The sequence below is a fragment of the Demequina sp. NBRC 110052 genome (assembly GCF_002090075.1).
Taxonomy (GTDB): domain Bacteria; phylum Actinomycetota; class Actinomycetes; order Actinomycetales; family Demequinaceae; genus Demequina.
The window spans coordinates 343,948-366,038 of record NZ_BBRI01000002.1; the positions used below are offsets into that span (position 1 = coordinate 343,948).

Below are 22,091 nucleotides of genomic sequence, written 5' to 3' on the forward strand. Positions count from 1 at the left end.
AGAATGTGCCTGTGTCCGAGACCCTCACCGACCCCCTCCTCGGCCGTCTGATCGACGGCCGCTACGAGGTGCGCGACCGCGTCGCCATCGGCGGCATGGCGACCGTCTACGTCGCCTTCGATCGCCGCCTCGAGCGCGAGGTCGCACTCAAGGTCATGCACTCCAAGGTCGCAGAGGACGCCGACGCTGCAGCCTTCGCCTCGCGCGTGCGCCGCGAGGCGCGTGCCGCCGCCAGGCTCACCCATCCGGGCATGGTGCGCGTCTACGACCAGGGCGTCGACGGCGACATCTCCTACCTCACGATGGAGTACGTCGACGGCGAGAACCTGCGCCACCGCATGGCCCAGGAGCTCACGCTGTCGCTGGGCGAGTCCCTCTCGATCACCGAGCAGGTGCTCGACGCGCTCGCCGCCGCGCACCGGCAGGGGCTCGTGCACCGCGACGTGAAGCCCGAGAACGTCCTGATCGACGAGGACGGCCGCGCCAAGGTCGCCGACTTCGGGCTCGCACGCGCCGTCACAGACGTCAGCGCCACCGCACCCACCGGCGTCATCATGGGCACCGTCGCCTACCTGGGACCCGAGCTCGTGTCCCGCGGCGAGGCAGACGCCCGCACCGACGTGTACGCCGTCGGCGTGCTGCTGTTCGAGATGCTCACCGGACGCCAGCCGTTCACCGGCGACACGCCCGTGGACGTCGCGACTCGCCACGTCCACGAGGACGTCCCCGCGCCGTCCAGCTTCGTCCCTTGGCTCCCGCCCGAGCTCGACGACCTGGTGCAGCACCTCGCCTCCCGCTCCCCCGACGCGCGCCCGGCCGACGCGGCGGCAGCTCTCGCGCTCGTCCGCCAGACCCGCGCCATCATGGACGACCCCACGCTCGACCGCCGCGCCGACCCTCCTTCCGGCGCCGTGCCGGTCGACCTGGGCAACGGCGACGCCACGACCGTGCTCGATCCGGCGCCCTCAGGAGCCACGGTGGCACTGCCCGTCGGCCTCGCCGCGCTCGCAGACGACGACGTAGTCGACGCGATCATCGTCGAGGACGACCCCGAGGCGATCTCCCCTGCCCCCACCCGCAACAAGGCAGGGCTGTGGATCGGCGCGATCATCGCGGCCATCCTCACGCTCCTCGCGCTGGGACTGTGGTGGTACACCGCGATCGGGCCCGGCGCCTACACCACCGTTCCCAACGTGGACGGACAGAGCGCCGAGCAGGCCGAGAACATCCTCACCGCCGCAGGATTCGTCGTCTCCACCGACTCGCGCAACGACGATGCCGTGCCGGAAGGCTTCGCGATCGAGACTGAGCCCGGCCAGCAGAGCCGCGTGCTCAACGGCTCGGACATCACGCTCGTCGTGTCGCTCGGCCCGCGCATGGTCGAGGTGCCCACGCTCGTGGGAATCCAGGAAGCCGACGCGCTCGCCGCACTCCAAGATGCCGACCTCACCGCAGGCGAGATCGCACGCCCCTACAGCGACACCGTGCCGCAGGGCCAGGTCATGGAGGCCTCGTTGGAGGCAGGGGCGTCAGTGCGCCACTCCACGCCCGTGAACCTCACGGTGTCCAACGGACCCGAGCCGATCAGCATCCCCGACGTCTACGGACTGAGCGAGGAGGAGGCGCGCGACGTGCTCGCCGGCTACGCGCTCAACGTCACCGTCGAGTACGGCCGCACCGAGGACGTCGACAAGGGCGAGGTCTACCTCCAGGACCCGGCCGCAACGTCGGATGGGTTCCGCACCCAGGCGGTCACGATCACCGTGTCCGAGGGCCTGCCGCTTGTCACGGTCGACGACTACGTGGGCATGGACGCGCAGGGCGCGCAGAAGGCGGCGAAGGATGCTGGCCTCAAAGTCACCATGTACGGCAAGTGGCCGTGGAGCTCCAAGGAGTCCATCGTGGACCAGTCCCTCACCCCCGGCCAGGAGGTGGAGAAGGGCACGGCCATCGTCCTCATCTACAACTGAGCCGCCGCGAGGCGGCAGACGCACGAAGGGGCGGGCATCCAGTGGATGCCCGCCCCTTCGACGTACGGTGCGTCAGTCGCGCTGGCTCAGCAGCTCCGCGACCAGGAACGCCATCTCCAGCGACTGCTGGTGGTTCAGGCGCGGGTCCACCTTGGTCTCGTAGCGGAAGGCGAGGCCCTGGTCGTCGATCTCCTCGGCGCCGCCGATGACCTCGGTCACGTCGTCGCCCGTGAGCTCGACGTGAAGGCCGCCGGGGACCGTGCCCAGCTCGCGGTGCACCTCGAAGAAGCCGGTGACCTCGTCGAGGATCGTGTCGAAGCGTCGGGTCTTGAAACCCGAGTCCGAGGTGAACGTGTTGCCGTGCATCGGGTCCGTGAGCCACGTGACGAAGACGCCCGAGTCGCGCACGCCCTCGACGATCGAGGGCAGCACGTCGCGCACCTTGTCAGCGCCCATGCGCGCCACGAAGGTCAGGCGACCCTGCACGTTCTCGGGGTTCAGGCGCTCCGCCAGCGCGATCGCGTCGGCCGCCGTGCTGGTCGGCCCGAGCTTCACCGCGATGGGGTTGTGGATCTTCGACATGAACTCCACGTGCGCGCCGTCCAACTGGCGCGTGCGCTCGCCGATCCACAACAGGTGGGCCGAGCAGTCGTACGGCAGGCCAGAGCGCGAGTCGATGCGAGTGAGCGAACGCTCGTAGTCGAGCAGCAGCGCCTCATGGCTCGAGAACATCTCAACCGTGCGCAGGGCGTCGAATTCTCCCCCGGCGGCCTCCATGAAGCGCACAGCGCGGTCGATCTCTGAGGCCATCTGGTCGTACCGGGCGTACGCAGGGTTCGCCGCGAAGCCCTTGTTCCACTGGTGCACGCGGCGCAGGTCCGCGAAGCCTCCGGTGGTGAACGCACGGATCAGATTCAGCGTGGACGCGGACACGTGGTAAGCGTCCAGCAGTCGCTCGGGGTTCGGCACCCGAGACTCCTCCGTGAACGCGAAGGAGTTGACGATGTCACCACGGTAGGCGGGCAGCGTCACGCCGTCGCGCGTCTCGGAGTCCGACGAGCGCGGCTTCGCATACTGGCCTGCCATGCGACCGATCTTCACGACGGGCGTGGATGCGCCGTACGTCAGCACGACCGCCATCTGCAGGATCGTCTTGATCTTGTTGCGGATGCGGTCTGCCGTCGCCTCCGCGAAGATCTCGGCGCAGTCGCCGCCCTGCAGGACGAACGCCTCGCCGCGGCCTGCCGCCGCGAGGTGCTCACGGAGCACGTCAGCCTCTCCCGCGAACACCAACGGAGGCACCTGCCTGAGGCGCTCCGTGGCGCGCGCGAGCGCATCCGGGTCTGGCCAGGACGGCTGCTGCTTCGCCTCGTACTCAAGGTACGAGTCGATGCCCGCCGCCTGGAGGGCTTCCTCGCTCATGCGGGCGCTACGCCTGCCCGATCTCGGCGAGCATCTCCGTGTACCACGGGGTGCTCACGTCGAACGCCTTGTGGCCGGCGATGCGCGGGAACGGGATGGCCTTGAGGCGGCCGCCGTCTTCCTCGTCGTGGCCCACGACGCCGGGCTCGCCGCGCAGGGCGCACTCTACGGCGTAGTCGGTCATCGACTTGATCAGGCGCAGGTCCTCTGCGTTGGCGCGCGCGGAACGCGAGAAGTAGCCCGACTTCTGCACCATGACCTTCTCCGCACCGATGCGCTCTGCGAACTGCTTCGCGAACCAGTTGCCAGGGTTGATCGTGTCCAGCTTCACGTGACCGAACGGGTCCTTCTCGACGGTGCCGCCGGCCTCTTCGATCTCCTTGATGATCTCGGGCACGCCGGCACCCTCCGAGAGGAAGATGTTGACGTTGCCGGTCGAGTCCATGATCGCCTTGAGGCGCTCCGCCTCGGCATCGAGGTCGATCGAGGCCTCAGGCACGTACAGCGCGTGGATGTCCCAGCGGTCCTGCGACAGACCGATCTCCGGCACCCACTCCTGGTCCTTGACCCACTCGCGGTACTTCATGCCGGCCGCGGCGGTCAGCCAGCCGCACGCACGGCCCATGACCTCGTGCACGATCAGCATGCGCGGGGCCGAGCGGTGCTCACCGATGACGTTCTGCGCGAAGACCGACGCCTGCTCGGCGGCCGACCAGGCTCCCAGCGACTGGCGGATCGGCACGATGTCGTTGTCGATCGTCTTGGGCAGGCCCACCACGGTGAGCTCGTAGTCGTTCTCGTGCAGGTACGCGGCGAGGTCGGCGGCGGTCGTGTTGGTGTCGTCGCCGCCGATCGTGTGAAGCACGTCCACGCCGTCAGCCTTGAGCTGCTCGGCCGCGACAGCCAGCGGGTCCTGACCCTCCTGGACCAGTCCGCGCTTGACGCAGTCGGCCACGTTGGTGAGCTTCACGCGCGAGTTGCCGATGGGCGAGCCGCCGAACTCGTGGAGGATGCCCGCCTTGGCACGCACGGCGTCGCCGATCTGCACGTACTCGCCGCGCAGCAGGCCCCAGTAGCCGTGCTGGTAGGCGATGATCTCGATGTCCGGGTCGATCTCGGTGTAGCGACCGATGAGGCCGCCCACGGCGGACGAGAGGCAGGGGGCGAAGCCTCCCGCGGTGAGCAGTGCGACGCGGCGAACCGACATGGCAGTACCTTTCTTCGGCTGTCTGGAATCCTCAGTCATTCTAGGGGTGCGCGCTCGACGGGGCCGACGGCCATCGGTCCCGTGCGTGCGAGCCTGCGTCAGGCCTGCGCGGGCCCGTCCGACGCGTCGGTCGCCTCACGCGCCGCACGATCGAGCTCGCGCTTGTACTGCGCGGCGTCGCGGTCGGCGATCTCCTGGCCTGACAGCGCGGCGATCGCTGCCATCACCTCGTCGGTCAGCGCGCGGAGCGCGTCGCGGTCGTCCTGCTTGCCGCGGTAGTCGCCGATGGAGATCGGAGGGCCGATGCGCACTCCGATGTCCGCGCGCGAGGGCACCTTCTGCCCGATCGGCTGCGCTACGTCGGTGCCGATCATCGCGACCGGCACGATCGGAACGCCAGCCTCGATGGCGAGGCGCGCAACGCCCGTCTTTCCGCGATACAGGCGGCCGTCGGGGCTGCGGGTGCCCTCGGGATAGATGCCGAGCAGTTCGCCGCCCTGCAGCACCTGCATCCCGGTGCGCAGCGCCGCCTCCGACGCGCGTCCACCTCCACGGTGCACCGGAATCGTGCCGACACCCTCCATGAACGCCTTGGTCGCCCAGCCCTTCACACCCCTGCCGGTGAAGTACTCCTCCTTACCGAGGAACACGACCTTGCGCTTGAGGACGAGCGGAAGGAACACCGAATCGGAGAAGGACAGATGGTTCGAGGCGAGGATCGCTCCGCCGGACTCGGGGACGTTCTCCGTGCCCTCGGCCCACGGGCGGTAGTAGCCCTTCAGAGGCGGCCCGAGCAGCACGTGCTTGAACAGTCCGTAGTACATCCGTCCCCTAGCCTCCTGGATCGATGTCAGCCGACGACGGCCTCGCGTGCGAGCGCCGCGGCACCGACGATACCCGCATCGTTGCCCATCTCGGCCGCGACGATGGGCGTCGTGGGACGCAGGCCCTGGGCCGGCACGTGCTCGGCATACGCCTGACGCGCGGGCTCCAGCAGTAGGTCACCCGCAGCGACCACGCCACCTCCGACCACGAAGACCTCTGGATCGAGGATCGCTGCGACGGATGCCAGGCCCTCGCCGATCCACGTGCCGAGGTCGTGCAGAAGCTCGATCGCGAGCTCGTCTCCCTCCGCCGCCGCAGCAGTCACGTCGGGACCGCCGATGCGTGCGGCGTCGCCGCCCGCACGCGCCAGCAGGGCTGCGGCGCGCACCTCGCGTTCGATGCCCGCGCGTCGGGCCTCGCGCGTCAGCGCCGAACCCGAGCCGTATTGCTCCCAGCAGCCGCGGCGACCGCAGCCGCACGGGAGCCCGTCGGGAACGACGCGCATGTGGCCGAGCTCTGCGGCGAACCCGTACGCGCCGCGCACCAGCTCGCCGTTCACGATCAGCGCGGCGCCGATGCCGGTACCGATCGTGATCATCGTCATGTTCTGGGCGTGCTGGCCAGCGCCGTGCACGTACTCCGCCCAGCCAGCGGCGTTGCCGTCGTTCTCGACGACCACGGCGACGTCGTCACGGCCGACGAGCTCGCGCACCTTGTCGCCGAGCGCGTACTCGCGCCACGCGATGTTGGGAGCGAACGTCATGTGGTTCCGGTCAGAGCTCGCGAAGCCTGCAGCGGCGAGCCCGATCGCGTGGAACTCGTACGTCTGCGCAAGCTCGGCCACGGCATCGGCGATCGCGGCGTCGATGCTCGCGGGATCCTGAGGCTGCGTCTCACGGCGAAGCTTCGCCACGATGCGCCCGTCGGCGTCGACGACGCCCACCGCGATCTTGGTGCCTCCGATGTCCACTCCGATGGCGTGCATGACCCTCGCTCTCCTGGCTCGTCTCCCCGGTGCACAAGGGTATCGTGAGGGCGACCAGCCCACGTGCCACTGGAGGCCCACGATGGACACCGCCGAGCGACCTCTCGAGCGCAACATTCCGACGATGATCCATGACGCGTGGGTGCGGCATGCGGATCGGACCGTGCTGCGATACACCGACGAGAGCGACGCCTGGCACGATCTCACCGGTGCCGAGGCGCAGGCGCTCGTGAAGGCGGTCGCCAAGGGCTTCATCGCGCGCGGCGTCGAGCCCGGGCAGACGGTCGCGATCATGGCGCGCACGCGCTACGAGTGGTCGATCATCGACATCGCGCTGTGGAGCGCGGGAGCGCTGCCGGTGCCGATCTACGACACGTCGTCCGCGTCGCAGATCGACTGGATCACGTCGGACTCCGAGGTCTCGATGATCGTCGTCGAGACCGCCGAGCATGCGGCGCTCGCGCGCAAGGTCGCCGCGGACTCCGAGAGTCCTCTCCAGACGATCCTCGTGATCGACGACGGCGCACTGGACCAGCTCGCCGAGGAGGGCCGAGCCGTGGACGACGCTGAGCTCGCGCGACGCATCGCCCTCGCAGGCCACGACGACATCGCGACCATCATCTACACGTCCGGCACGACCGGCCGGCCCAAGGGCGTCGCCCTCACCCACTTCTCATACGTGCGCCACACCCGCGGGATCCAGCAGGAGCTCGAGCCCGTGCTGCTGTCCGAGGGCGCCTCGACGGTCCTCTTCATGACCCTCGCGCACTCGCTCGCGCGCCTCGTCGAGGTCGTGCTGCTCGCGTCGGGCACGGTGATCGGCTACTGCCCCGACTCGCGCAAGCTCGTCCCGCTGCTGGGCACCTTCAAGCCCACGCTGCTGCTCGCGGTGCCGCGCGTGTTCGAGAAGGTCTACAACTCCGCCGAGCAGAAGGCTGCCGCAGGAGGCAAGGTCAAGATCTTCCGCTGGGCTGCCAAGCAGGCCATCGACTACTCGAGGTCGAAGGGCACCTCGCGGGGCTCCTCGGCGCTCCTCAAGCTCCGACACAGGATCGCCTACGCGCTGGTGCTCTCCAAGATCGCCGACGTGCTGGGGGGCAACGCACGCTGGGCCATCTCCGGTTCGGCGCCGCTCGGAGAGCGCCTCGGCCACTTCTACGGCGGCCTCGGCCTGCACGTCATGGAGGGCTACGGCCTCACTGAGGTGAACGCCGCCTCGCACGTGAACAGGCCCGATGTCACCAAGATCGGCACGGTCGGCAAGGTGCTGCCCGGCATGGAGGCCAAGGTCGCCGACGACGGCGAGATCCTGATGCGCGGCGACATGCTGTTCACCGGGTACCACCACAACCCGCAGGCCACCGCCGCCACCATGGTGGACGGCTGGTTCGCGACTGGCGACATCGGCACGATCGATGACGAGGGCTTCCTCACGATCACCGGCCGCAAGAAGGAGATCATCGTTACCGCGGGAGGCAAGAACGTCGCGCCTGCCGTGCTCGAGGACCGGCTGCGCGCGTACCCGCTCGTGTCGCAGTGCGTGGTCGTGGGCGACGGCAAGCCCTTCATCGCGGCGCTCGTGACGCTGGACGCCGAGGCCCTCCCGGGATGGCTCAAGGGCAAGGACCTGCCCGAGATGACCATCGCCGAGGCCGCCGAGCACCCCGTGGTTCGTGAGCACCTGGACCGCGCCGTCGAGCGCGCGAACAAGGCGGTCTCGCGCGCCGAGTCGATCCGCAAGTACGACCTGCTGCTCGACGACTTCACGGTCGACAACGGCTACCTCACGCCGTCGCTCAAGGTGAAGCGCGCGTCCGTGCTGGCGGACTACGCGGAGCGCATCGAGTCGCTCTACGCAGGCTGAGCCACGCGGACGCGCGACTGCAGCACCCGACTACCCCGCGCGTCGGCCCTGCACGAGCCGGAGCGGCGGGATCAGCCCGCCGCCTGCGAGGTTGGCGACCGCTGTCGCCTGATCCTCGTCCATCTCGAGCGGAGCGCCACGCGCCGGCTCGGCCGCGTGTCCAGGCGCCACCGGCGCGGGCGCGGCGCCCGGGCGAACGGGAATCGTCAGGAAGCTGACCACGCAGTCCGAGCATGCTCGGCCGCGGACCTCGCAGGAATCGCAATCGATGATCATGCTCGTCACGCTACGAGAGGGGTCTGACATCGGCCCATGGGCGTGGTGCATGTCAGTGGCCGGACGTACCGTCATCGCATGACCACGCCGGACCTCGTCCCCCTTCTCGCAGGCACGCAGCGCAGCCTCGAGCAGATCGGCGAGCCGTTGTCGGCCACCACCTTCGTGGTGGTGGACCTCGAGACGACCGGCGGCTCTCCACAGAGCTCGGCGATCACGGAGATCGGAGCCGTCAAGACCTGCGGCGGCGAGGTGCTCGGCGAGTTCCAGACCCTCGTCGATCCGGGAATGCCGATCCCGCCCATGATCGTGGCCCTGACCGGGATCACCGACATGATGGTGACCGCCGCTCCGCGCATCGAGCAGGTGCTGCCGGCCTTCCTCGAGTTCCTCGGCGACGCGGTGCTCGTGGCGCACAACGCGCGCTTCGACGTCGGCTTCCTCAAGGCCGCGTGCCGCGAGCACGGTTACCCGTGGCCACGCGTGGAGGTCGTCGACACGGTCACGCTCGCGCGGCGCTCCACCACCAAGGAGGAGGCGCCGAACAAGAAGCTCGCGACGCTCGCGCGGGTTTTCGGCACCCAGGTCACCCCGAACCACCGCGCGCTCGAGGATGCGCGCGCCACGTCCGAGGTGCTGCACGGCATGCTCGAACGCCTCGCACGCTTCGGGATCACGCACCGTGAGGACCTCGACGCGCTCCGCAACCCGATGCCTGAGGCCATCCGACGCAAGGCCCCGATGGCCGAGACGGTGCCTGCGAAGCCCGGCGTCTACATCTTCCGAGGCCCGCGTGGCGAGCGCCTGTACGTCGGTACCTCCAAGAACCTGCGCGCGCGCGTGAAGAGCTACTTCACGCGCGGCGAGCAGCGGCGCGGCGTGCGCGACATGCTCGCCCTCGCCACCTCGGTGGACACCCACGTGTGCGCTACCGAGGTCGAGGCGAACGTCGTCGAGGTGCGGCTCATCGCTGAGCACCGGCCCAGGTACAACCGGCGCTCGGCACGGCCTGAGCGCACCCCGTGGGTGAAGCTCACGGCCGAGCCCTACCCGCGGCTCGCGGTCGGTCGCGCGCTCCAAGGCGACGAGGCCGCACTCGGACCCATGCGCAGCGCGAGCGATGCTCGACGTGCGGTGGAGGCGATGCAGCACGCGCTGGGCCTGCGTACGTGCACCACGAGGCTGCCGATCACGCCTCGGTCCGATGCGCGCGCATGCCTGCTCAAGGACATCGGCGCGTGCAGCGCCCCGTGCGTCCGCGGCGCCTCCGCCGAGTACGCACCGACGGTCGAGGCGGCCCGCGCCGCCATGGCGCTCGACCCCTCCCCCGTCGTCGATGCCCTCGCGACTCAGATCGCCGAGCATGCCGAGAGGCTCGACTACGAGCGCGCCGCGGAGCTCCGTGATGGCATCTCCTCGCTGGTCGAGGGCGGCATGCGAGCACAGCGGCTCGCGGCACTGCGCCGAGTCTCCATCGTCGCGGCGCGAGCGGAGGCCGGTGCGTGGGACCTCGTCTCCGTGAGCGGTGGCCTACTGGCAGGTTCGGCCCGCATTACCGCGGGCGTATGGGAGGCGGCTGACCGGCTGCGTGACGCCTGGTCGAGCCTCGACGTCGCGGTGCCGCTGATCGAGGAGCAGGAGATGCTCGCGCGGTGGCTCGAGCGCCCCGGCACGCGCCTGCTTCACATCGAAGGAGACTGGGCGCTGCCCCTCATGGGAGCGGGCAGGCACGCCGCCTGGGTCGATGCACGTCGCGACGACCGAGCGCGACTCTCGGACTCCCGTGGGGGCCGGGGCCACTGAGATGCGCGGCACCCTTACGGCCGACCCCGTCGCGAGCCGTGATCAGGACTGCGTCGCTGCGGCCCAGCGCTCGAGCGAGTCCTGCGCCCTGCCCTCGTCGATCGCCGCCGCAGCGTGCTCGAGGCCCGCGGCGAAACGCTCGACGAGCGAGCCGCTCGAGGTGCCCGCCAGGGTCGCGTCCGCGACCATTCCGGCGGCAGCATTGAGCAGCACTGTGTCGCGCACAGCGCCCTTCTCGCCGCCGAGCAGGCGACGCGCGATCTCGGCATTCTCTGCTGGCTCGCCGCCGCGGAGATCGTCGAGCGTGATCGGGGCGAGGCCGAGGTCTCGCACAGGGTCCAGACGCAGCTCGACGACCTCTCCCCCGCGCACCTCCCACACGGTGGCCGCACCGGTGGGCGCCAACTCATCGAGTCCGTCGTCTCCGTGGAACACGAGCGCTTCGCGTCCCTGAGCGGCGACCACGCCGGCGAGGACGGGCGACACGCGCATGCTCGAGGAGCCGATCGCTGTCGCCTCGGGCTGAGCCGGATTCGTGAGCGGTCCGAGGATGTTGAACGTCGTCGGCACTCCGATCTCCTTGCGGATCGGCATCGCGAAGCGCATCGAGGGGTGGAACACCTGCGCGAAGCAGAAGGTGATGCCCACCTCCGTCGCCAGCTCCGCGACGCGCTCCACCGGAAGGTCGAGCCGCACACCGAGCTCCGCGAGCACGTCGGCCGAGCCCGACTTCGACGTCGCCGCGCGGTTGCCGTGCTTGACGACCGTGAGCCCAGCCCCCGCCATGACGAGCGACGCCATCGTCGAGATGTTCACCGTGTGCGCGCCATCACCGCCCGTGCCGACGATGTCGACCGAACGAGTGGGCACGGTGAACCTGACAGCGTGCTCGAGCATGGCCGTAGCCAGGCCCGCGACCTCGTCGGCGGTCTCGCGCTTGACTCGCAGCGCCGCGAGGAAGGCGGCCATCGCCACGGGCGACGCGGAGTCGGTAAGGATCTGGTCCATCACGCTCGCGGTGTCCTCTGCGGTGAGGTCCTCGTGCTCGACGAGCCGCGAGAGCAGCTGCTGCAGGGTCGCCATGGCGCTCAGGCGGTGAAGAACTCGGCCACGGCCTCGCGCACGGCGAAGGGGTCGAGCGGGTGGGCGACCGCGGCGTCGGCCTCGGACCACGTTGCGAGCCACGCATCACCGGGGCGTCCGACGAGCAGCAGGATCGGCGGGCAGTCATACAGCTCGTGCTTCATCTGGCGCGCGATCCCCATGCCGCCGACCTTGGCCGCCTCGCCGTCGAGAATCACCAGGTCGAAGGACTGCTCGTCCAGCAGAGAGATTGTCGCGTCGTGCGTGGCGGTCTCGGTCCATTCGATGGCGCGATCCGCCACCGTGGAGCCGACCGCGAAGCGCACCTTGTCGCGCACGTTGCGGTCGTCGCTGTACAGGAGGATGCGGGCAGTGGCCGTGCCGACCGCGCCCTCGTGGCGTGTCTGGAGGTCGCTCATGCCGCCCATTCTGGCACGCCCCCAGGGGCACCGGCGTGTACGGCCCGCAGGTGGCTCCGCGATGGCCGCCCGTAGGCTTTAATAGGACCTATGTCCCACAGCACGACTGCGCCGTCGCCCATACATGCCACCCGGCCGAATCAGGTGGCTGTCGGAACCATCGTGTGGCTGAGCTCCGAGCTGATGTTCTTCGCCGGACTCTTCGCGATGTACTTCACTCTGAGGGCTCAGGTGCCCGACGAATGGGCCGCACACACTCCGCTCCTGAACATCCCCTTCGCGGCTGCGAACACGACGATTCTGGTGCTCAGCTCGTTCACGGCGCAGGCAGGCGTCTGGGCGGCGGAGCGTTACCAGCGGCGCCGCACCGGCTCGCTCCTCAATGTGCGCAGCTGGGGAATGCACGAGTGGTTCGTGCTCACGTACATCATGGGCTCGATCTTCATCGCCGGTCAGGTGTACGAGTACGCGATGCTCGTCAGCGAGGGCCTCACGATCTCGTCGAGTCCGTACGGATCAGTGTTCTACCTGGCCACCGGATTCCACGGCCTGCACGTCCTCGGTGGACTGATCGCGATGCTGTTCGTGCTGGGCCGCTCGTTCGCCGCCAAGAAGTTCGGCACCCACGAGGCCACCACCACCATCGTCGTGTCGTACTACTGGCACTTCGTCGACGTCGTGTGGATCGCGCTGTTCGCCGTGGTCTACCTCGTCCAGTAGGGAACTGAAGACAATGCACGCACTCGCACGCAAGCGCTACCACAAGGCCGCGCCGCTCTTCCTGGTGCTCGCGCTCCTCGCGCTCATCACCGGACTCGGCGCCGTCATCACCTCGCAGACCGCTGAGGCCGCCACCACCACGTCCGCCTCGGACGTCGAGGAGGGCCAGAAGCTGTTCGCCGCCAACTGCGCCACCTGCCACGGCATCGATGCGCAGGGTCAGGACGGTGTCGCGCCCTCGCTCATCGGCGTCGGCGCCGCCGCCGTCGACTTCCAGGTCGGCACCGGTCGCATGCCGATGCAGGCCTCGGGACCGCAGGCGCCCGCCAAGGACGTGCAGTTCACTGAGGACGAGATCGCGCAGCTGGCCGCCTACGTCGCGTCGCTCGGCGCCGGACCGGCGATTCCCACGGCCGAGCAGGTGGATCCGGAGCTCGGCGACGCCGCGAACGGCATGCAGCTCTTCCGCACGAACTGCGCCATGTGCCACGGCTCGGTCGGTGGTGGCGGCGCGCTGACGCAGGGCAAGTTCGCCCCGTCGCTGTTCGCGACGACCCCCACGCACATCTACGAGGCGATGCTGACCGGTCCGCAGTCGATGCCGGTGTTCAACAACGCCAACATCACTCCCGAGGACAAGCGCGACATCATCGCCTACCTGGTTGCGCAGCGTGATGGCTCCCCTGGCGGTATCGCGTTGGGCGCGATCGGCCCCGTCGCCGAGGGCTGGGCGGCGTGGTTCATCGGCATCGGACTGATCATCGCCAGCACGATCTGGATCGGAGCGCGTTCCTCATGAGCATCGACAACCACACGGAGCACGTCGAGTTCGAGGACCCGGGCGTTCCGGACCACCGTCCCCGCAAGGCCGACGTCGATGACAAGGCGGACAAGCGCGCGGAGCGACAGACCGCGTTCCTCTTCGGTTTGTCGATCGTTGGCACGCTGATCGCCGTCGTAGGCTACTTCGCGATTGACCTGGGCGAGGACGTCGAGTCGATCCAGCGCTTCACGATGGTGCTGGGACTCGGCATCTTCCTCGCCATGATCGGCATCGGTCTCGGCGCGATCCACTGGGCGAAGACGCTCATGCGCGACCACGAGATGGTCGAGGAGCGGCACGAGATGCGCTCGAGCGACGAGGCACGCGAGGGCGCGATCCAGGATCTCAAGGACGGCGTAGTCGACTCGGGCCTGGGCGGCCCGAAGCGGCGCACGCTGCTCAAGGGCTCGTTGATCACCGCGCTGGCGATCGCCCCGCTGTCCGTGCTGGTGCCGCAGATCGGCTCCATGGGCGGCGACTGGAACGTCTCCAAGTTCCGGCACACCATGTGGACCGCAGGAACGCGCCTCGCGCGCGACCCCGATGGCACCCCCATCAAGGCGTCCGACGTGACGATCGGCTCGGTCTTCCACGTGATCCCCGAAGGCCTCAACGACCTCGAGCACCACCTCATCGAGGAGAAGGCCAAGGCCGTCGTGCTCCTGATCCGCCTCGACCCCAAGGACCTCAACGTCCAGCCGGGCCGCGAGGACTGGTCGTTCGACGGCATCGTCGCGTACTCCAAGATCTGCACGCACGTCGGTTGCCCCGTGGCGCTGTACGAGCAGCAGACCCACCACCTGCTGTGCCCGTGCCACCAGTCGACTTTTGACGTCGCCAACGGCGCCAAGGTCGTCTTCGGTCCGGCGAAGCGGCCCCTGCCGCAGCTGCCGATCGCAGTCGACGACGACGGCTACATCGTCGCGCAGCGCGACTTCGAGGAGCCCGTGGGCCCCAGCTTCTGGGAGCGTCTGCAGGGCGATGACTCCACCGCCGAGGAGGTCGACCACTGATGGGCACCAAGCTGAACAAGGCTGCCTCCGGCACCGCCAACTACGTCGACGAGCGCACCGGCATCGGAGCTCTCGTCAAGTTCCTCTCGCGCAAGCTCTTCCCCGACCACTGGTCGTTCATGCTGGGAGAGGTCGCGCTCTACTCCTTCATCGTGCTGCTTCTCACGGGTGTGTTCCTCACCGCGTACTTCGTACCGTCGATGGACATCGTCACCTACGAAGGTCCGCTCGCCACGATGCAGGGCGTCGAGATGTCCAAGGCGTTCGAGTCGACGCTGTGGACGTCGTTCGAGGTGCCTGGCGGACTCCTGATCCGTCAGATCCACCACTGGGCCGCGCTCATGTTCACCGCCGCGATCATGATCCACATGGCGCGCGTGTTCTTCACCGGAGCCTTCCGCAAGCCGCGCGAGATCAACTGGCTCGTCGGCTTCACGCTGATGATCATGTCGCTCGCGGCTGGCTTCACCGGCTACTCGCTTCCCGACGACGTGCTCTCGGGCAACGGCCTGAGAATCATCGACGGCGTCATCAAGTCGATCCCGATCATCGGCTCGTACATCTCGTACTGGCTGTTCGGCGGGGAGTTCCCGGGTGAGGTGCTGATCCCCCGCCTCTTCACTGCCCACGTGCTGCTCGTGCCCGGTCTCATCCTCGGGCTCGTGGCTGTCCACCTGTTCCTGGTCTTCCTGCACAAGCACACCCAGTACCCGGGAGGAGGGCGCACACACAAGAACGTGGTCGGCCTGCCCCTGTTCCCCGTGTACACGGCCAAGGCCGGTGGCTTCTTCTTCGTGGTGTTCGGCATCATCGCGCTGCTCGGCGCGCTGTTCACGATCAACCCGGTGTGGAACTACGGGCCCTACGACCCCTCGCCTGTCTCGGCGGGCACCCAGCCCGACTGGTACATCCTGTTCGTGGACGGGGCGCTGCGCCTCATGCCCGGCTGGCTCGGAGGCTTCCCGTTCGAGTGGGAGATCTGGGGCTGGACGCTCTCGCTCAACATCCTCATCCCCGCCGTGATCATGCCCGGCCTGCTGTTCGGGTTCATGGCGCTGTACCCCTGGATCGAGGCCTGGGCCACCGGCGACCGCGGCGAGAAGCACGTGCTCGACCGTCCCCGCAACGCACCGGTGCGCACCGGCATCGGCGTCGCGGTGATCTCGTTCTACCTGATCCTGGTCCTCGAGGGCTCGAACGACATCATCGCCAACCTCTTCCACCTGTCTCTGAACGACCTGACGTATACGTTCCGCATCGCGATCTTCGTGGTGCCGCCGCTCGCGTTCTGGATCACCAAGCGCATCGCCATGGGCCTGCAGCGCAAGGACCGCGAGCTCGTGCTCCACGGGCATGAGTCGGGACGCATCGTGCGCCACGAGAGCGGCGAGTACGTCGAGGTCCACACGCCCCTGGATGACCAGGAGCGCTGGCTGCGCGTCAACTACGACAACATCGCGCCGATGGAGCTCGAGCCTCAGTACAACGAGGAGGGCGTCGCACGGCCCGGCTACAAGTGGGAGAGCTTCAAGGCCCGCCTGTCGCGCTTCTACTTCGAGGACCGCGTCGAGCCCGTCACTCCCGCCGAGCTGGCCGCCGCGCAGCACCACGGCCACGGTGCCGAGGAGCACGACTCCGACGGCCACGCTGAGGCGACCGAGGCCGACGCGGCGCTCGACGCCGAGCTCGCGGAACTCAAGAAGGACTGACCGCCTTCACGCGTACGAGGGCCCGGAGGAGCATGGTGCACGACGCCGCTCCCCCGGGCCCTCGTACATTTCCACTCCCACCCAGCCCGCGCGTCGGGCCTGGAATACGCTCGTGTCAGCCGGAACATCTGCGAGGCCGCGCCGGTTGACGTACAACGGAAGCCGGGAGGCGCTCCGCCGCCCGGCCGACGACCACCACCGCTCTCCTCGATGGGGAGCACGAGAAGGAGGAAGAATGGCCGACTACAGCCTGCCGGATCTCAGCTACGACTACGGCGCCCTCGACCCGCACATCGCCGGCGAGATCATGGAGCTTCACCACTCGAAGCACCACGCCGCCTACGTCGCGGGTGCGAACACCGCCCTCGAGAAGATGGCGGAGGCCCGCGACACCGACAACTTCGGCGCGATCGCCGGCCTCGAGAAGGCGCTCGCCTTCAACCTCGGTGGCCACACGAACCACTCGATCTTCTGGACCAACATGTCGCCCGAGGGCGGGGACAAGCCGACCGGGGAGCTCTCCGCCGCGCTCGACGAGCACTTCGGCTCGTTCGAGAAGTTCCAGGCGCACTTCACCCACAACGCGATGACGATCATGGGCTCCGGCTGGTCGATCCTGGCGTGGGACACCATCGGCAAGAAGCTCGTCATCGTGCAGCTCTACGACCAGCAGGGCAACGTCCCCGTGGGCCTCATTCCGCTGCTCATGCTGGACATGTGGGAGCACGCCTTCTACCTCCAGTACCGCAACGTCAAGGCCGACTACGTCAAGGCGTGGTGGAACGTCGTGGACTGGGCCAACGTCCAGCAGCGCTTCATCACCGCGACCGCGACGCAGGGACTCCTGGTTCCGTAACGCGACTCGACACCCCCGACGGGCGTGTCAGAGCCCGTCGCTGCAAGCGCCTCACAGAGCGCGCTGAGGCGGCGACCAGGGCTCGGGGCGGGTCTCCTTCGGGAGACCCGCCCTTTTCGCGTCTGAGGCAGTCACAGGGTTCGCGGCAACGGCAGTGGCGCAGTGGGTCACGGGGCGGCTGTCCGCCCTCTGCCCCAGTGGACCGTCAGTGACGTTGACGGGCCGCACCCGCGCGCTGGTGGACGATTCTGTACCACTGAGCACTCGCGCGCGGCGGACGCTCCGGATCGCAACGCGCGTCTCGGTACGTCGATGTCCACTGCGATGCGCGCGGGAGCGGAAACCGTCACTGAGCGTCCACTGGGGCGCGCAGAACGGCATGTGTGCGCGCAGGGCGCCCGATCCCGCTCTCCTCTCCACTGACGGCGTCGGAGAGCGCGAGAAGGGCCCCGGCACTCGCGGTGCCGGGGCCCTTGCTGCAGTCCGCCGAAGGCGGCCGAGACAACCGTGCGCTCAGTGCGAGTAGCGTCCCGTCGAGTACTCCATGACCCAGCCGACCAGGCCCACGACACCCACGATGGTGGCAGGCACCATGATCCACCAGCCGACGGCGAGCGCAACGAAGGCCAGCGCTCCACCGGCGGCCAGCACGAGCGGCCACCAGCTCCACGGCGCGTACAGGCCCTGGTCACCCGCGTGGTCGGCGATCTCGCCGTCAGCGAGGTCCTCAGGGCGGCGTCCGTGGCGCTTCTCGAGCATCTTGAAGTAGATGCCGACCATCAGCGACAGGCCTGCCGTGAGAAGGATCGCGGGGAAGCCCACCATCTCTTGGAAGTCCGTGAGGAACCCGTAGATGAACGCGATCAGCAGGAAGAACAGTCCTGGCAGGAAGAAGGTATTCGCTTCGATCTTCATGTGAGAGCCTCCCCTACTTCACGGGCGCGTGGTCGGTGTTGTCACGCTCTGCCTGGTGGTGGTCGCGTGCGGCCGCCTCCGGGTGGTGGAGGTCGAACGCGGGGCGCTCGGAGCGGATGCGCGGGATGGAAGTGAAGTTGTGGCGCGGCGGCGGGCAGGACGTGGCCCACTCGAGCGAGTTGCCGAAGCCCCACGGGTCGTCGACGGTCACCTTGGGCGCGCGACGCGACGTGATGTACACGTTCCACAGGAACGGGAGCGTCGACAGCGCAGTGAGGAACGCACCGAAGGTGGACACCTGGTTCATCCAGGTGAAGCCGTCCTCTGGGAGGTAGTCCACGTAGCGTCGGGCCATGCCGTCCGCGCCCAGCCAGTGCTGGATGAGGAACGTCGTGTGGAAGCCGAAGAACAGCAGCCAGAAGTGGATCTTGCCCCAGCGCTCGTTGAGCATCCTTCCGGTGAACTTGGGCCACCAGAAGTAGAAGCCGGCGAACATCGCGAACACCACGGTGCCGAAGACGACGTAGTGGAAGTGGGCGACCACGAAGTACGTGTCGGACACCGGGAAGTCCAGGACCGGCGAGCTGAGAATGATGCCCGTGAGGCCTCCGAAGAGGAACGTCACGAGGAAGCCCACGGACCAGAGCATCGGCGTCTCGAACGAGAGCTTGCCTCGCCACATGGTGCCGATCCAGTTGAAGAACTTCACGCCCGTCGGGACCGCGATGAGCATCGTCATGAACGCGAAGAACGGCAGCAGCACGGCACCGGTGACGTACATGTGGTGCGCCCACACGGACACGGACAGCGCCGCGATCGCGATGGTCGCGTACACGAGGCCGTGATAGCCGAACAGGGGCTTACGCGAGAATACCGGGAAGATCTCGGAGACGATGCCGAAGAACGGCAGCGCGATGATGTAGACCTCCGGATGTCCGAAGAACCAGAACAGGTGCTGCCACAGGATGGCGCCGCCGTTGTCAGGGTTGAACACCTGCGAGCCGAGCGTGCGGTCCGAGCCGAGCGCGAACAGCGCGGCCGCCAGCGGCGGGAACGCGATGATCACCAGCATCGAGGTCACGAGCGTGTTCCACACGAAGATGGGCATGCGGAACATGGTCATGCCGGGTGCGCGCATCGTGACGATGGTGGTGATGAAGTTGACCGAACCGAGGATCGTTCCGAAGCCACCGAGCGCGAGGCCGAAGACCCACAGGTCCCCGCCCACGCCAGGCGAGTAGACCGCGTTCGACAGCGGCGCGTACGCGAACCATCCGAAGGAGGCCGCTCCGGCGGGCGTGAAGAAGCCTGCCATCGCGATCATGCCGCCGAACAGGTACAGCCAGTAAGCGAACATGTTCAGACGCGGGAAGGCGACGTCGGGTGCGCCGATCTGCAGCGGCATGATGACGTTGGCGAAGCCCGCGAACAGCGGCGTCGCGAACAGCAGCAGCATGATCGTGCCGTGCATGGTGAACAGCTGGTTGTACTGCTCTGCCGACTGGACGATCTGGATGCCCGGCGCGAACAGCTCGGCACGGATCAGCAGCGCGAGGATGCCTCCGACGACGAAGAAGAAGAACGACGTCGCGAGGTACATGTAGCCGATGGTCTTGTGGTCCGTGGAGGTGATCCACTTGATGACCTGCGAGCCGGAGCGGCTGGGCGCGGCGGGGATCGTCTCCACGACGGCGACGTCAGTGGTGGCCTCGTATGCGGTGGTGGCCATGGTCACTCACTCTCCTCGATGCCGATGCGGATGGCCTGGTCGCGCGAGTACTCGAGGCCGATCGCGCCGGTCTGGCCGGCGGCGCGCAGCGACTCGATGTACGCGTCGTACTCCTCGCGAGAGACGACCTTCACGTTGAACAGCATCGATGCGTGGTACTCGCCGCACAGCTCTGCGCACTTGCCCTGGTACGTGCCCTCCTGCGTGGGCATCACCTGGAACACGTTCGTCTTGCCGGGGATCGTGTCCTCCTTGTAGAGGAACGCGGGGATCCAGAACGAGTGGATGACGTCGCGCGAGTCGAGGATGAACTCGACGTTCTCGTCGACGGGGAGGTACAGCGTGGGGAGCGTCTCCTCGACGCCCTCCTCGCCGGTCAGCTGCGCCTGCACGCCGATCGAGTGCACGTCGTCGCTCAGGTAGTTGAAGTCCCAGCTCCACTGCTTGCCGATGACCTGGATCTGCAGGTCGGGCTCTGCGGAGACATCCTTGATCTCCGCGATGCCGCGGGCGGTCCACGTGAAGAGGACGCCGATCATCAGCAGCGGCACGACCGTGTACATCAGCTCGAGCGGGACGTTCGCACGCGTCTGCATGGGCAGCTGCGTGTCGTCCTTGCGCTTGCGATACACGGCAACCGCCCACAGGATCAGGCCCCATGTGACCACGCCGACGGCGAGCGCGGCGATCCACGAGCCGTTCCACAGCGAGATGATGGTGCCAGTGTGGTTGGTGATCTCCGGCGTTGACGGGAGGGCGCCGTTCTCGATGCCGGTGGAGCAGCCGGCGAGCGTCGTTGCCGCCGTGGCTGCCGCCACCGTCGTCAGGGTGCGCCTGAGCATACGGGGACTGGTATTGAGGGACACGTCCTCAGCATAGCGCGCGGTACCGTGAGCGCATGCCTCTGACCCGCCTGTTTCTGGACGCTTCAGGGTCGGCCCCGATGACCTCTCGCACGCTGGACGCCGTGCGTGCGGGCTTCGCAGACGGATGGGCCGATCCTCGACGGCTTCACGCGGAGTCTCGCCGTGCCCAGAGTCTCGTGGAGGGCGCTCGGGAGGCCATCGCCGATGCGCTGGGATGCCCCGCGCACGAGGTCGCCTTCACGCCCTCCCCCGTGCTCGCGATCGAGCGCACGATCGCCGCAGTGCACCTCGCACGTCGGGGCCGCGACCGCATCCTCGCCACAGCGATCGAGCGCGATGCGACGTTGTACGCGGCTTCGTGGATCGCACCGGGCAGGGTCGAGACGGTTGCCGTGGATTCGCTCGGTCACCTCGAGCTGGAGTCCCTGCGGGCGGCGCTCGACTATCCCGACGTCACGCTCGCCGCGGTGCAGCACGTGAACCACGAGCTGGGCACGGCTCAGCGTCTCGCGAGCATCGCGGAGCTGACGCGCGCCGCGGAGGTGCCTCTCGTCGTGGACGCCACGGCCTCCGTGGGGCACCTCGACGTGCCCGACGTGTGGGACGCCCTGGTAGCGAACCCGGCGGACTGGGGCGGGCCGGCAGACATCGGCGTGGTGGCGATCCGCTCGCGCACGCGCTGGCTGCAGGCATGGCCGGAGCGCTCCGGCTGGGAGGCGGGCTCGATCTCGGTTCCTCTCGCGTTGGCCGCCGCCGTCGCGCTCCAGGAGCGGATGGAGCACCGCGAGGCCACGGCGACGCGGCTTGGCGCGCTCGTGGACCGGATCCGCGCCGCAGCGGTGCAGATTCCGGGCGTCGCTGTCGTCGGAGACCCCGAGGAGCGCGCTCCGCACCTGATCACCCTCGTGTGCGAGGGGGTGTCCGGCGAGGCGCTGCTGACGCGTCTCGACAAGGAGGGCATCGCCGTCGGCTCCGGCTCGGCCTGCGAGACGGACAGCCTGCAGCCCAGCCGCGTGCTGGGGGCCGTGGGGGCTCCGAGCGACGGCAACGTCCGCCTGGGTCTGCATCCCGGGGTCACCGACACGGATGTGGACCGCTTCCTCGACGCGCTGCCGCGTGCGATGGAGGACGTGCGGGGCAAGCCGGGCCCTCTCCTGTACTGAGGCTCGCCGGGCGGCTGCCCCCTGACGCACGAAGGACGGCAGGGCCGCAGCCCATGCCGTCCTTCGCGTCAGAACGAGTCGCGGATCAGGAGAACGAGTCTCCGCACGCGCACGAGCTGGCGGCGTTCGGGTTGTCGATCGTGAAGCCCTGCTTCTCGATCGTGTCCGCGAAGTCGATCGTCGCGCCGTCGAGGTACGGCACCGACATCTTGTCGACGATGACCTCGACGCCGGAGAAGTCCTTCACGGCGTCCCCGTCGAGCGACCGCTCGTCGAAGTAGAGCTGGTAGATCAGGCCGGAGCAGCCGCCGGGCTGCACCGCGAGACGCAGACGCAGGTCGTCGCGGCCCTCCTGCTCGAGAAGGCTGCGCACCTTGGCGGCGGCGGCGTCGGTGATGACGACGCCGTGGGTGGGCGTCGCGGTGGCGGTGTCGGTCATGGCG

General features: G+C 68.4%; 20 protein-coding genes. 9 read left to right on the plus strand and 11 right to left on the minus strand.

The features are described from left to right. The first annotated feature begins 11 nt into the window (after window positions 1–11). Window positions 12–1,970 (plus strand): Stk1 family PASTA domain-containing Ser/Thr kinase, encoded by a 1,959-nt coding sequence (gene pknB / locus B7K21_RS01625; protein WP_144016015.1) that lies wholly within the window; start codon window positions 12–14, stop codon window positions 1,968–1,970. A 72-nt stretch (window positions 1,971–2,042) separates the two neighbouring features. Here pknB and B7K21_RS01630 read toward each other — a convergent pair whose 3' ends face one another. The 4 genes from B7K21_RS01630 to B7K21_RS01645 all read right to left on the minus strand — a co-directional run bounded on the left by B7K21_RS01630 (window position 2,043) and on the right by B7K21_RS01645 (window position 6,409). Then, a complete protein-coding gene (locus B7K21_RS01630) occupies window positions 2,043–3,392 on the minus strand; it encodes a class II 3-deoxy-7-phosphoheptulonate synthase (protein WP_084073212.1) in 1,350 nt (449 codons plus the stop codon). Between the two features lie 7 nt (window positions 3,393–3,399). Next, window positions 3,400–4,599, minus strand: a complete 1,200-nt coding sequence (locus B7K21_RS01635) for a pyrophosphate--fructose-6-phosphate 1-phosphotransferase (RefSeq protein ID WP_084073215.1) — start codon at window positions 4,597–4,599, stop codon at window positions 3,400–3,402. 98 nt (window positions 4,600–4,697) lie between these two features. Next, window positions 4,698–5,423 (minus strand): 1-acyl-sn-glycerol-3-phosphate acyltransferase, encoded by a 726-nt coding sequence (locus tag B7K21_RS01640; RefSeq protein WP_084073218.1) that lies wholly within the window; start codon window positions 5,421–5,423, stop codon window positions 4,698–4,700. Window positions 5,424–5,449: 26 nt separating this feature from the next. Continuing rightward, on the minus strand, window positions 5,450–6,409 hold the full coding sequence (locus B7K21_RS01645; RefSeq protein WP_084073221.1) for an ROK family glucokinase: 960 nt from the start codon (window positions 6,407–6,409) through the stop codon (window positions 5,450–5,452). Window positions 6,410–6,491: 82 nt separating this feature from the next. On the opposite strand from B7K21_RS01645, the gene B7K21_RS01650 reads away from it, so the two are divergent. Continuing rightward, a complete protein-coding gene (locus B7K21_RS01650; RefSeq protein WP_084073223.1) occupies window positions 6,492–8,273 on the plus strand; it encodes a long-chain fatty acid--CoA ligase in 1,782 nt (593 codons plus the stop codon). A 30-nt stretch (window positions 8,274–8,303) separates the two neighbouring features. Here B7K21_RS01650 and B7K21_RS01655 read toward each other — a convergent pair whose 3' ends face one another. After that, a complete protein-coding gene (locus B7K21_RS01655) occupies window positions 8,304–8,549 on the minus strand; it encodes a hypothetical protein (protein ID WP_084073226.1) in 246 nt (81 codons plus the stop codon). A 78-nt stretch (window positions 8,550–8,627) separates the two neighbouring features. On the opposite strand from B7K21_RS01655, the gene B7K21_RS01660 reads away from it, so the two are divergent. After that, complete coding sequence (locus B7K21_RS01660; RefSeq protein WP_084074757.1) at window positions 8,628–10,352, plus strand: DEDD exonuclease domain-containing protein; 1,725 nt, start codon at window positions 8,628–8,630, stop codon at window positions 10,350–10,352. A 42-nt stretch (window positions 10,353–10,394) separates the two neighbouring features. Here B7K21_RS01660 and trpD read toward each other — a convergent pair whose 3' ends face one another. Beyond that, complete coding sequence (gene trpD / locus B7K21_RS01665; RefSeq protein ID WP_084073228.1) at window positions 10,395–11,435, minus strand: anthranilate phosphoribosyltransferase; 1,041 nt, start codon at window positions 11,433–11,435, stop codon at window positions 10,395–10,397. A gap of 5 nt (window positions 11,436–11,440) precedes the next feature. Next, the gene (locus B7K21_RS01670) at window positions 11,441–11,854 is read right to left on the minus strand and encodes a hypothetical protein (protein ID WP_084073231.1); all 414 of its coding nucleotides are present in this window, start codon (window positions 11,852–11,854) and stop codon (window positions 11,441–11,443) included. A gap of 90 nt (window positions 11,855–11,944) precedes the next feature. Here B7K21_RS01670 and B7K21_RS01675 point away from each other — a divergent pair, with 90 nt between their 5' ends. From B7K21_RS01675 to B7K21_RS01695, 5 genes are all read left to right on the plus strand, one after another. Then, entirely contained in the window at window positions 11,945–12,574 is a 630-nt protein-coding gene (locus B7K21_RS01675; RefSeq protein ID WP_084073233.1) for a heme-copper oxidase subunit III, read from the plus strand. A 13-nt stretch (window positions 12,575–12,587) separates the two neighbouring features. Then, the gene (locus tag B7K21_RS01680; protein ID WP_084073236.1) at window positions 12,588–13,373 is read left to right on the plus strand and encodes a c-type cytochrome; all 786 of its coding nucleotides are present in this window, start codon (window positions 12,588–12,590) and stop codon (window positions 13,371–13,373) included. Then, a complete protein-coding gene (locus tag B7K21_RS01685) occupies window positions 13,370–14,410 on the plus strand; it encodes a ubiquinol-cytochrome c reductase iron-sulfur subunit (RefSeq protein ID WP_084073238.1) in 1,041 nt (346 codons plus the stop codon). The genes B7K21_RS01680 and B7K21_RS01685 overlap by 4 nt, the downstream gene beginning before the upstream one ends. After that, window positions 14,410–16,119 carry a cytochrome bc complex cytochrome b subunit gene (locus B7K21_RS01690; protein WP_084073241.1) on the plus strand — a complete coding sequence of 570 codons (1,710 nt, stop codon included), beginning with the start codon at window positions 14,410–14,412 and terminating at the stop codon, window positions 16,117–16,119. Before B7K21_RS01685 ends, B7K21_RS01690 begins: the two co-directional genes overlap by 1 nt. Window positions 16,120–16,354: 235 nt before the next feature. After that, the gene (locus B7K21_RS01695) at window positions 16,355–16,975 is read left to right on the plus strand and encodes a superoxide dismutase (RefSeq protein WP_084073244.1); all 621 of its coding nucleotides are present in this window, start codon (window positions 16,355–16,357) and stop codon (window positions 16,973–16,975) included. Between the two features lie 513 nt (window positions 16,976–17,488). On the opposite strand, the gene B7K21_RS01700 is transcribed toward B7K21_RS01695, so the two are convergent. Genes B7K21_RS01700 through coxB form a run of 3 tightly spaced genes read right to left on the minus strand, consistent with a single transcriptional unit; the run spans window position 17,489 to window position 20,461 of the window. Beyond that, window positions 17,489–17,890: a cytochrome c oxidase subunit 4 gene (locus B7K21_RS01700; RefSeq protein ID WP_084073246.1), complete on the minus strand. Its 402-nt coding sequence runs from the start codon at window positions 17,888–17,890 to the stop codon at window positions 17,489–17,491. A gap of 13 nt (window positions 17,891–17,903) precedes the next feature. After that, a complete protein-coding gene (ctaD, locus tag B7K21_RS01705) occupies window positions 17,904–19,619 on the minus strand; it encodes a cytochrome c oxidase subunit I (RefSeq protein WP_084073249.1) in 1,716 nt (571 codons plus the stop codon). Window positions 19,620–19,621: 2 nt separating this feature from the next. Next, on the minus strand, window positions 19,622–20,461 hold the full coding sequence (gene coxB, locus B7K21_RS01710) for a cytochrome c oxidase subunit II (RefSeq protein WP_084073253.1): 840 nt from the start codon (window positions 20,459–20,461) through the stop codon (window positions 19,622–19,624). A gap of 56 nt (window positions 20,462–20,517) precedes the next feature. Here coxB and B7K21_RS01715 point away from each other — a divergent pair, with 56 nt between their 5' ends. Then, a complete protein-coding gene (locus B7K21_RS01715; RefSeq protein ID WP_084073254.1) occupies window positions 20,518–21,648 on the plus strand; it encodes a cysteine desulfurase family protein in 1,131 nt (376 codons plus the stop codon). Window positions 21,649–21,733: 85 nt separating this feature from the next. Here B7K21_RS01715 and erpA read toward each other — a convergent pair whose 3' ends face one another. Further along, the gene (gene erpA, locus B7K21_RS01720; protein WP_084073255.1) at window positions 21,734–22,087 is read right to left on the minus strand and encodes an iron-sulfur cluster insertion protein ErpA; all 354 of its coding nucleotides are present in this window, start codon (window positions 22,085–22,087) and stop codon (window positions 21,734–21,736) included. Window positions 22,088–22,091: the final 4 nt, after the last annotated feature.

What these genes read in the sequence shown, in the direction of transcription:
- B7K21_RS01690 (WP_084073241.1), top strand. Translation starts at nt 14,410, where the DNA reads ATGGGCACCAAGCTGAACAAGGCTGCCTCCGGCACCGCCAACTACGTC.
- B7K21_RS01695 (WP_084073244.1), top strand. Translation starts at nt 16,355, where the DNA reads ATGGCCGACTACAGCCTGCCGGATCTCAGCTACGACTACGGCGCCCTC.
- B7K21_RS01670 (WP_084073231.1), bottom strand. Translation starts at nt 11,854, where the DNA reads ATGAGCGACCTCCAGACACGCCACGAGGGCGCGGTCGGCACGGCCACT.
- coxB (WP_084073253.1), bottom strand. Translation starts at nt 20,461, where the DNA reads ATGCTCAGGCGCACCCTGACGACGGTGGCGGCAGCCACGGCGGCAACG.
- B7K21_RS01660 (WP_084074757.1), top strand. Translation starts at nt 8,628, where the DNA reads ATGACCACGCCGGACCTCGTCCCCCTTCTCGCAGGCACGCAGCGCAGC.
- ctaD (WP_084073249.1), bottom strand. Translation starts at nt 19,619, where the DNA reads ATGGCCACCACCGCATACGAGGCCACCACTGACGTCGCCGTCGTGGAG.
- trpD (WP_084073228.1), bottom strand. Translation starts at nt 11,435, where the DNA reads ATGGCGACCCTGCAGCAGCTGCTCTCGCGGCTCGTCGAGCACGAGGAC.
- B7K21_RS01645 (WP_084073221.1), bottom strand. Translation starts at nt 6,409, where the DNA reads ATGCACGCCATCGGAGTGGACATCGGAGGCACCAAGATCGCGGTGGGC.
- erpA (WP_084073255.1), bottom strand. Translation starts at nt 22,087, where the DNA reads ATGACCGACACCGCCACCGCGACGCCCACCCACGGCGTCGTCATCACC.
- B7K21_RS01640 (WP_084073218.1), bottom strand. Translation starts at nt 5,423, where the DNA reads ATGTACTACGGACTGTTCAAGCACGTGCTGCTCGGGCCGCCTCTGAAG.
- B7K21_RS01675 (WP_084073233.1), top strand. Translation starts at nt 11,945, where the DNA reads ATGTCCCACAGCACGACTGCGCCGTCGCCCATACATGCCACCCGGCCG.
- B7K21_RS01700 (WP_084073246.1), bottom strand. Translation starts at nt 17,890, where the DNA reads ATGAAGATCGAAGCGAATACCTTCTTCCTGCCAGGACTGTTCTTCCTG.
- B7K21_RS01680 (WP_084073236.1), top strand. Translation starts at nt 12,588, where the DNA reads ATGCACGCACTCGCACGCAAGCGCTACCACAAGGCCGCGCCGCTCTTC.
- B7K21_RS01715 (WP_084073254.1), top strand. Translation starts at nt 20,518, where the DNA reads ATGCCTCTGACCCGCCTGTTTCTGGACGCTTCAGGGTCGGCCCCGATG.
- B7K21_RS01635 (WP_084073215.1), bottom strand. Translation starts at nt 4,599, where the DNA reads ATGTCGGTTCGCCGCGTCGCACTGCTCACCGCGGGAGGCTTCGCCCCC.
- B7K21_RS01650 (WP_084073223.1), top strand. Translation starts at nt 6,492, where the DNA reads ATGGACACCGCCGAGCGACCTCTCGAGCGCAACATTCCGACGATGATC.
- B7K21_RS01685 (WP_084073238.1), top strand. Translation starts at nt 13,370, where the DNA reads ATGAGCATCGACAACCACACGGAGCACGTCGAGTTCGAGGACCCGGGC.
- B7K21_RS01630 (WP_084073212.1), bottom strand. Translation starts at nt 3,392, where the DNA reads ATGAGCGAGGAAGCCCTCCAGGCGGCGGGCATCGACTCGTACCTTGAG.
- B7K21_RS01655 (WP_084073226.1), bottom strand. Translation starts at nt 8,549, where the DNA reads ATGATCATCGATTGCGATTCCTGCGAGGTCCGCGGCCGAGCATGCTCG.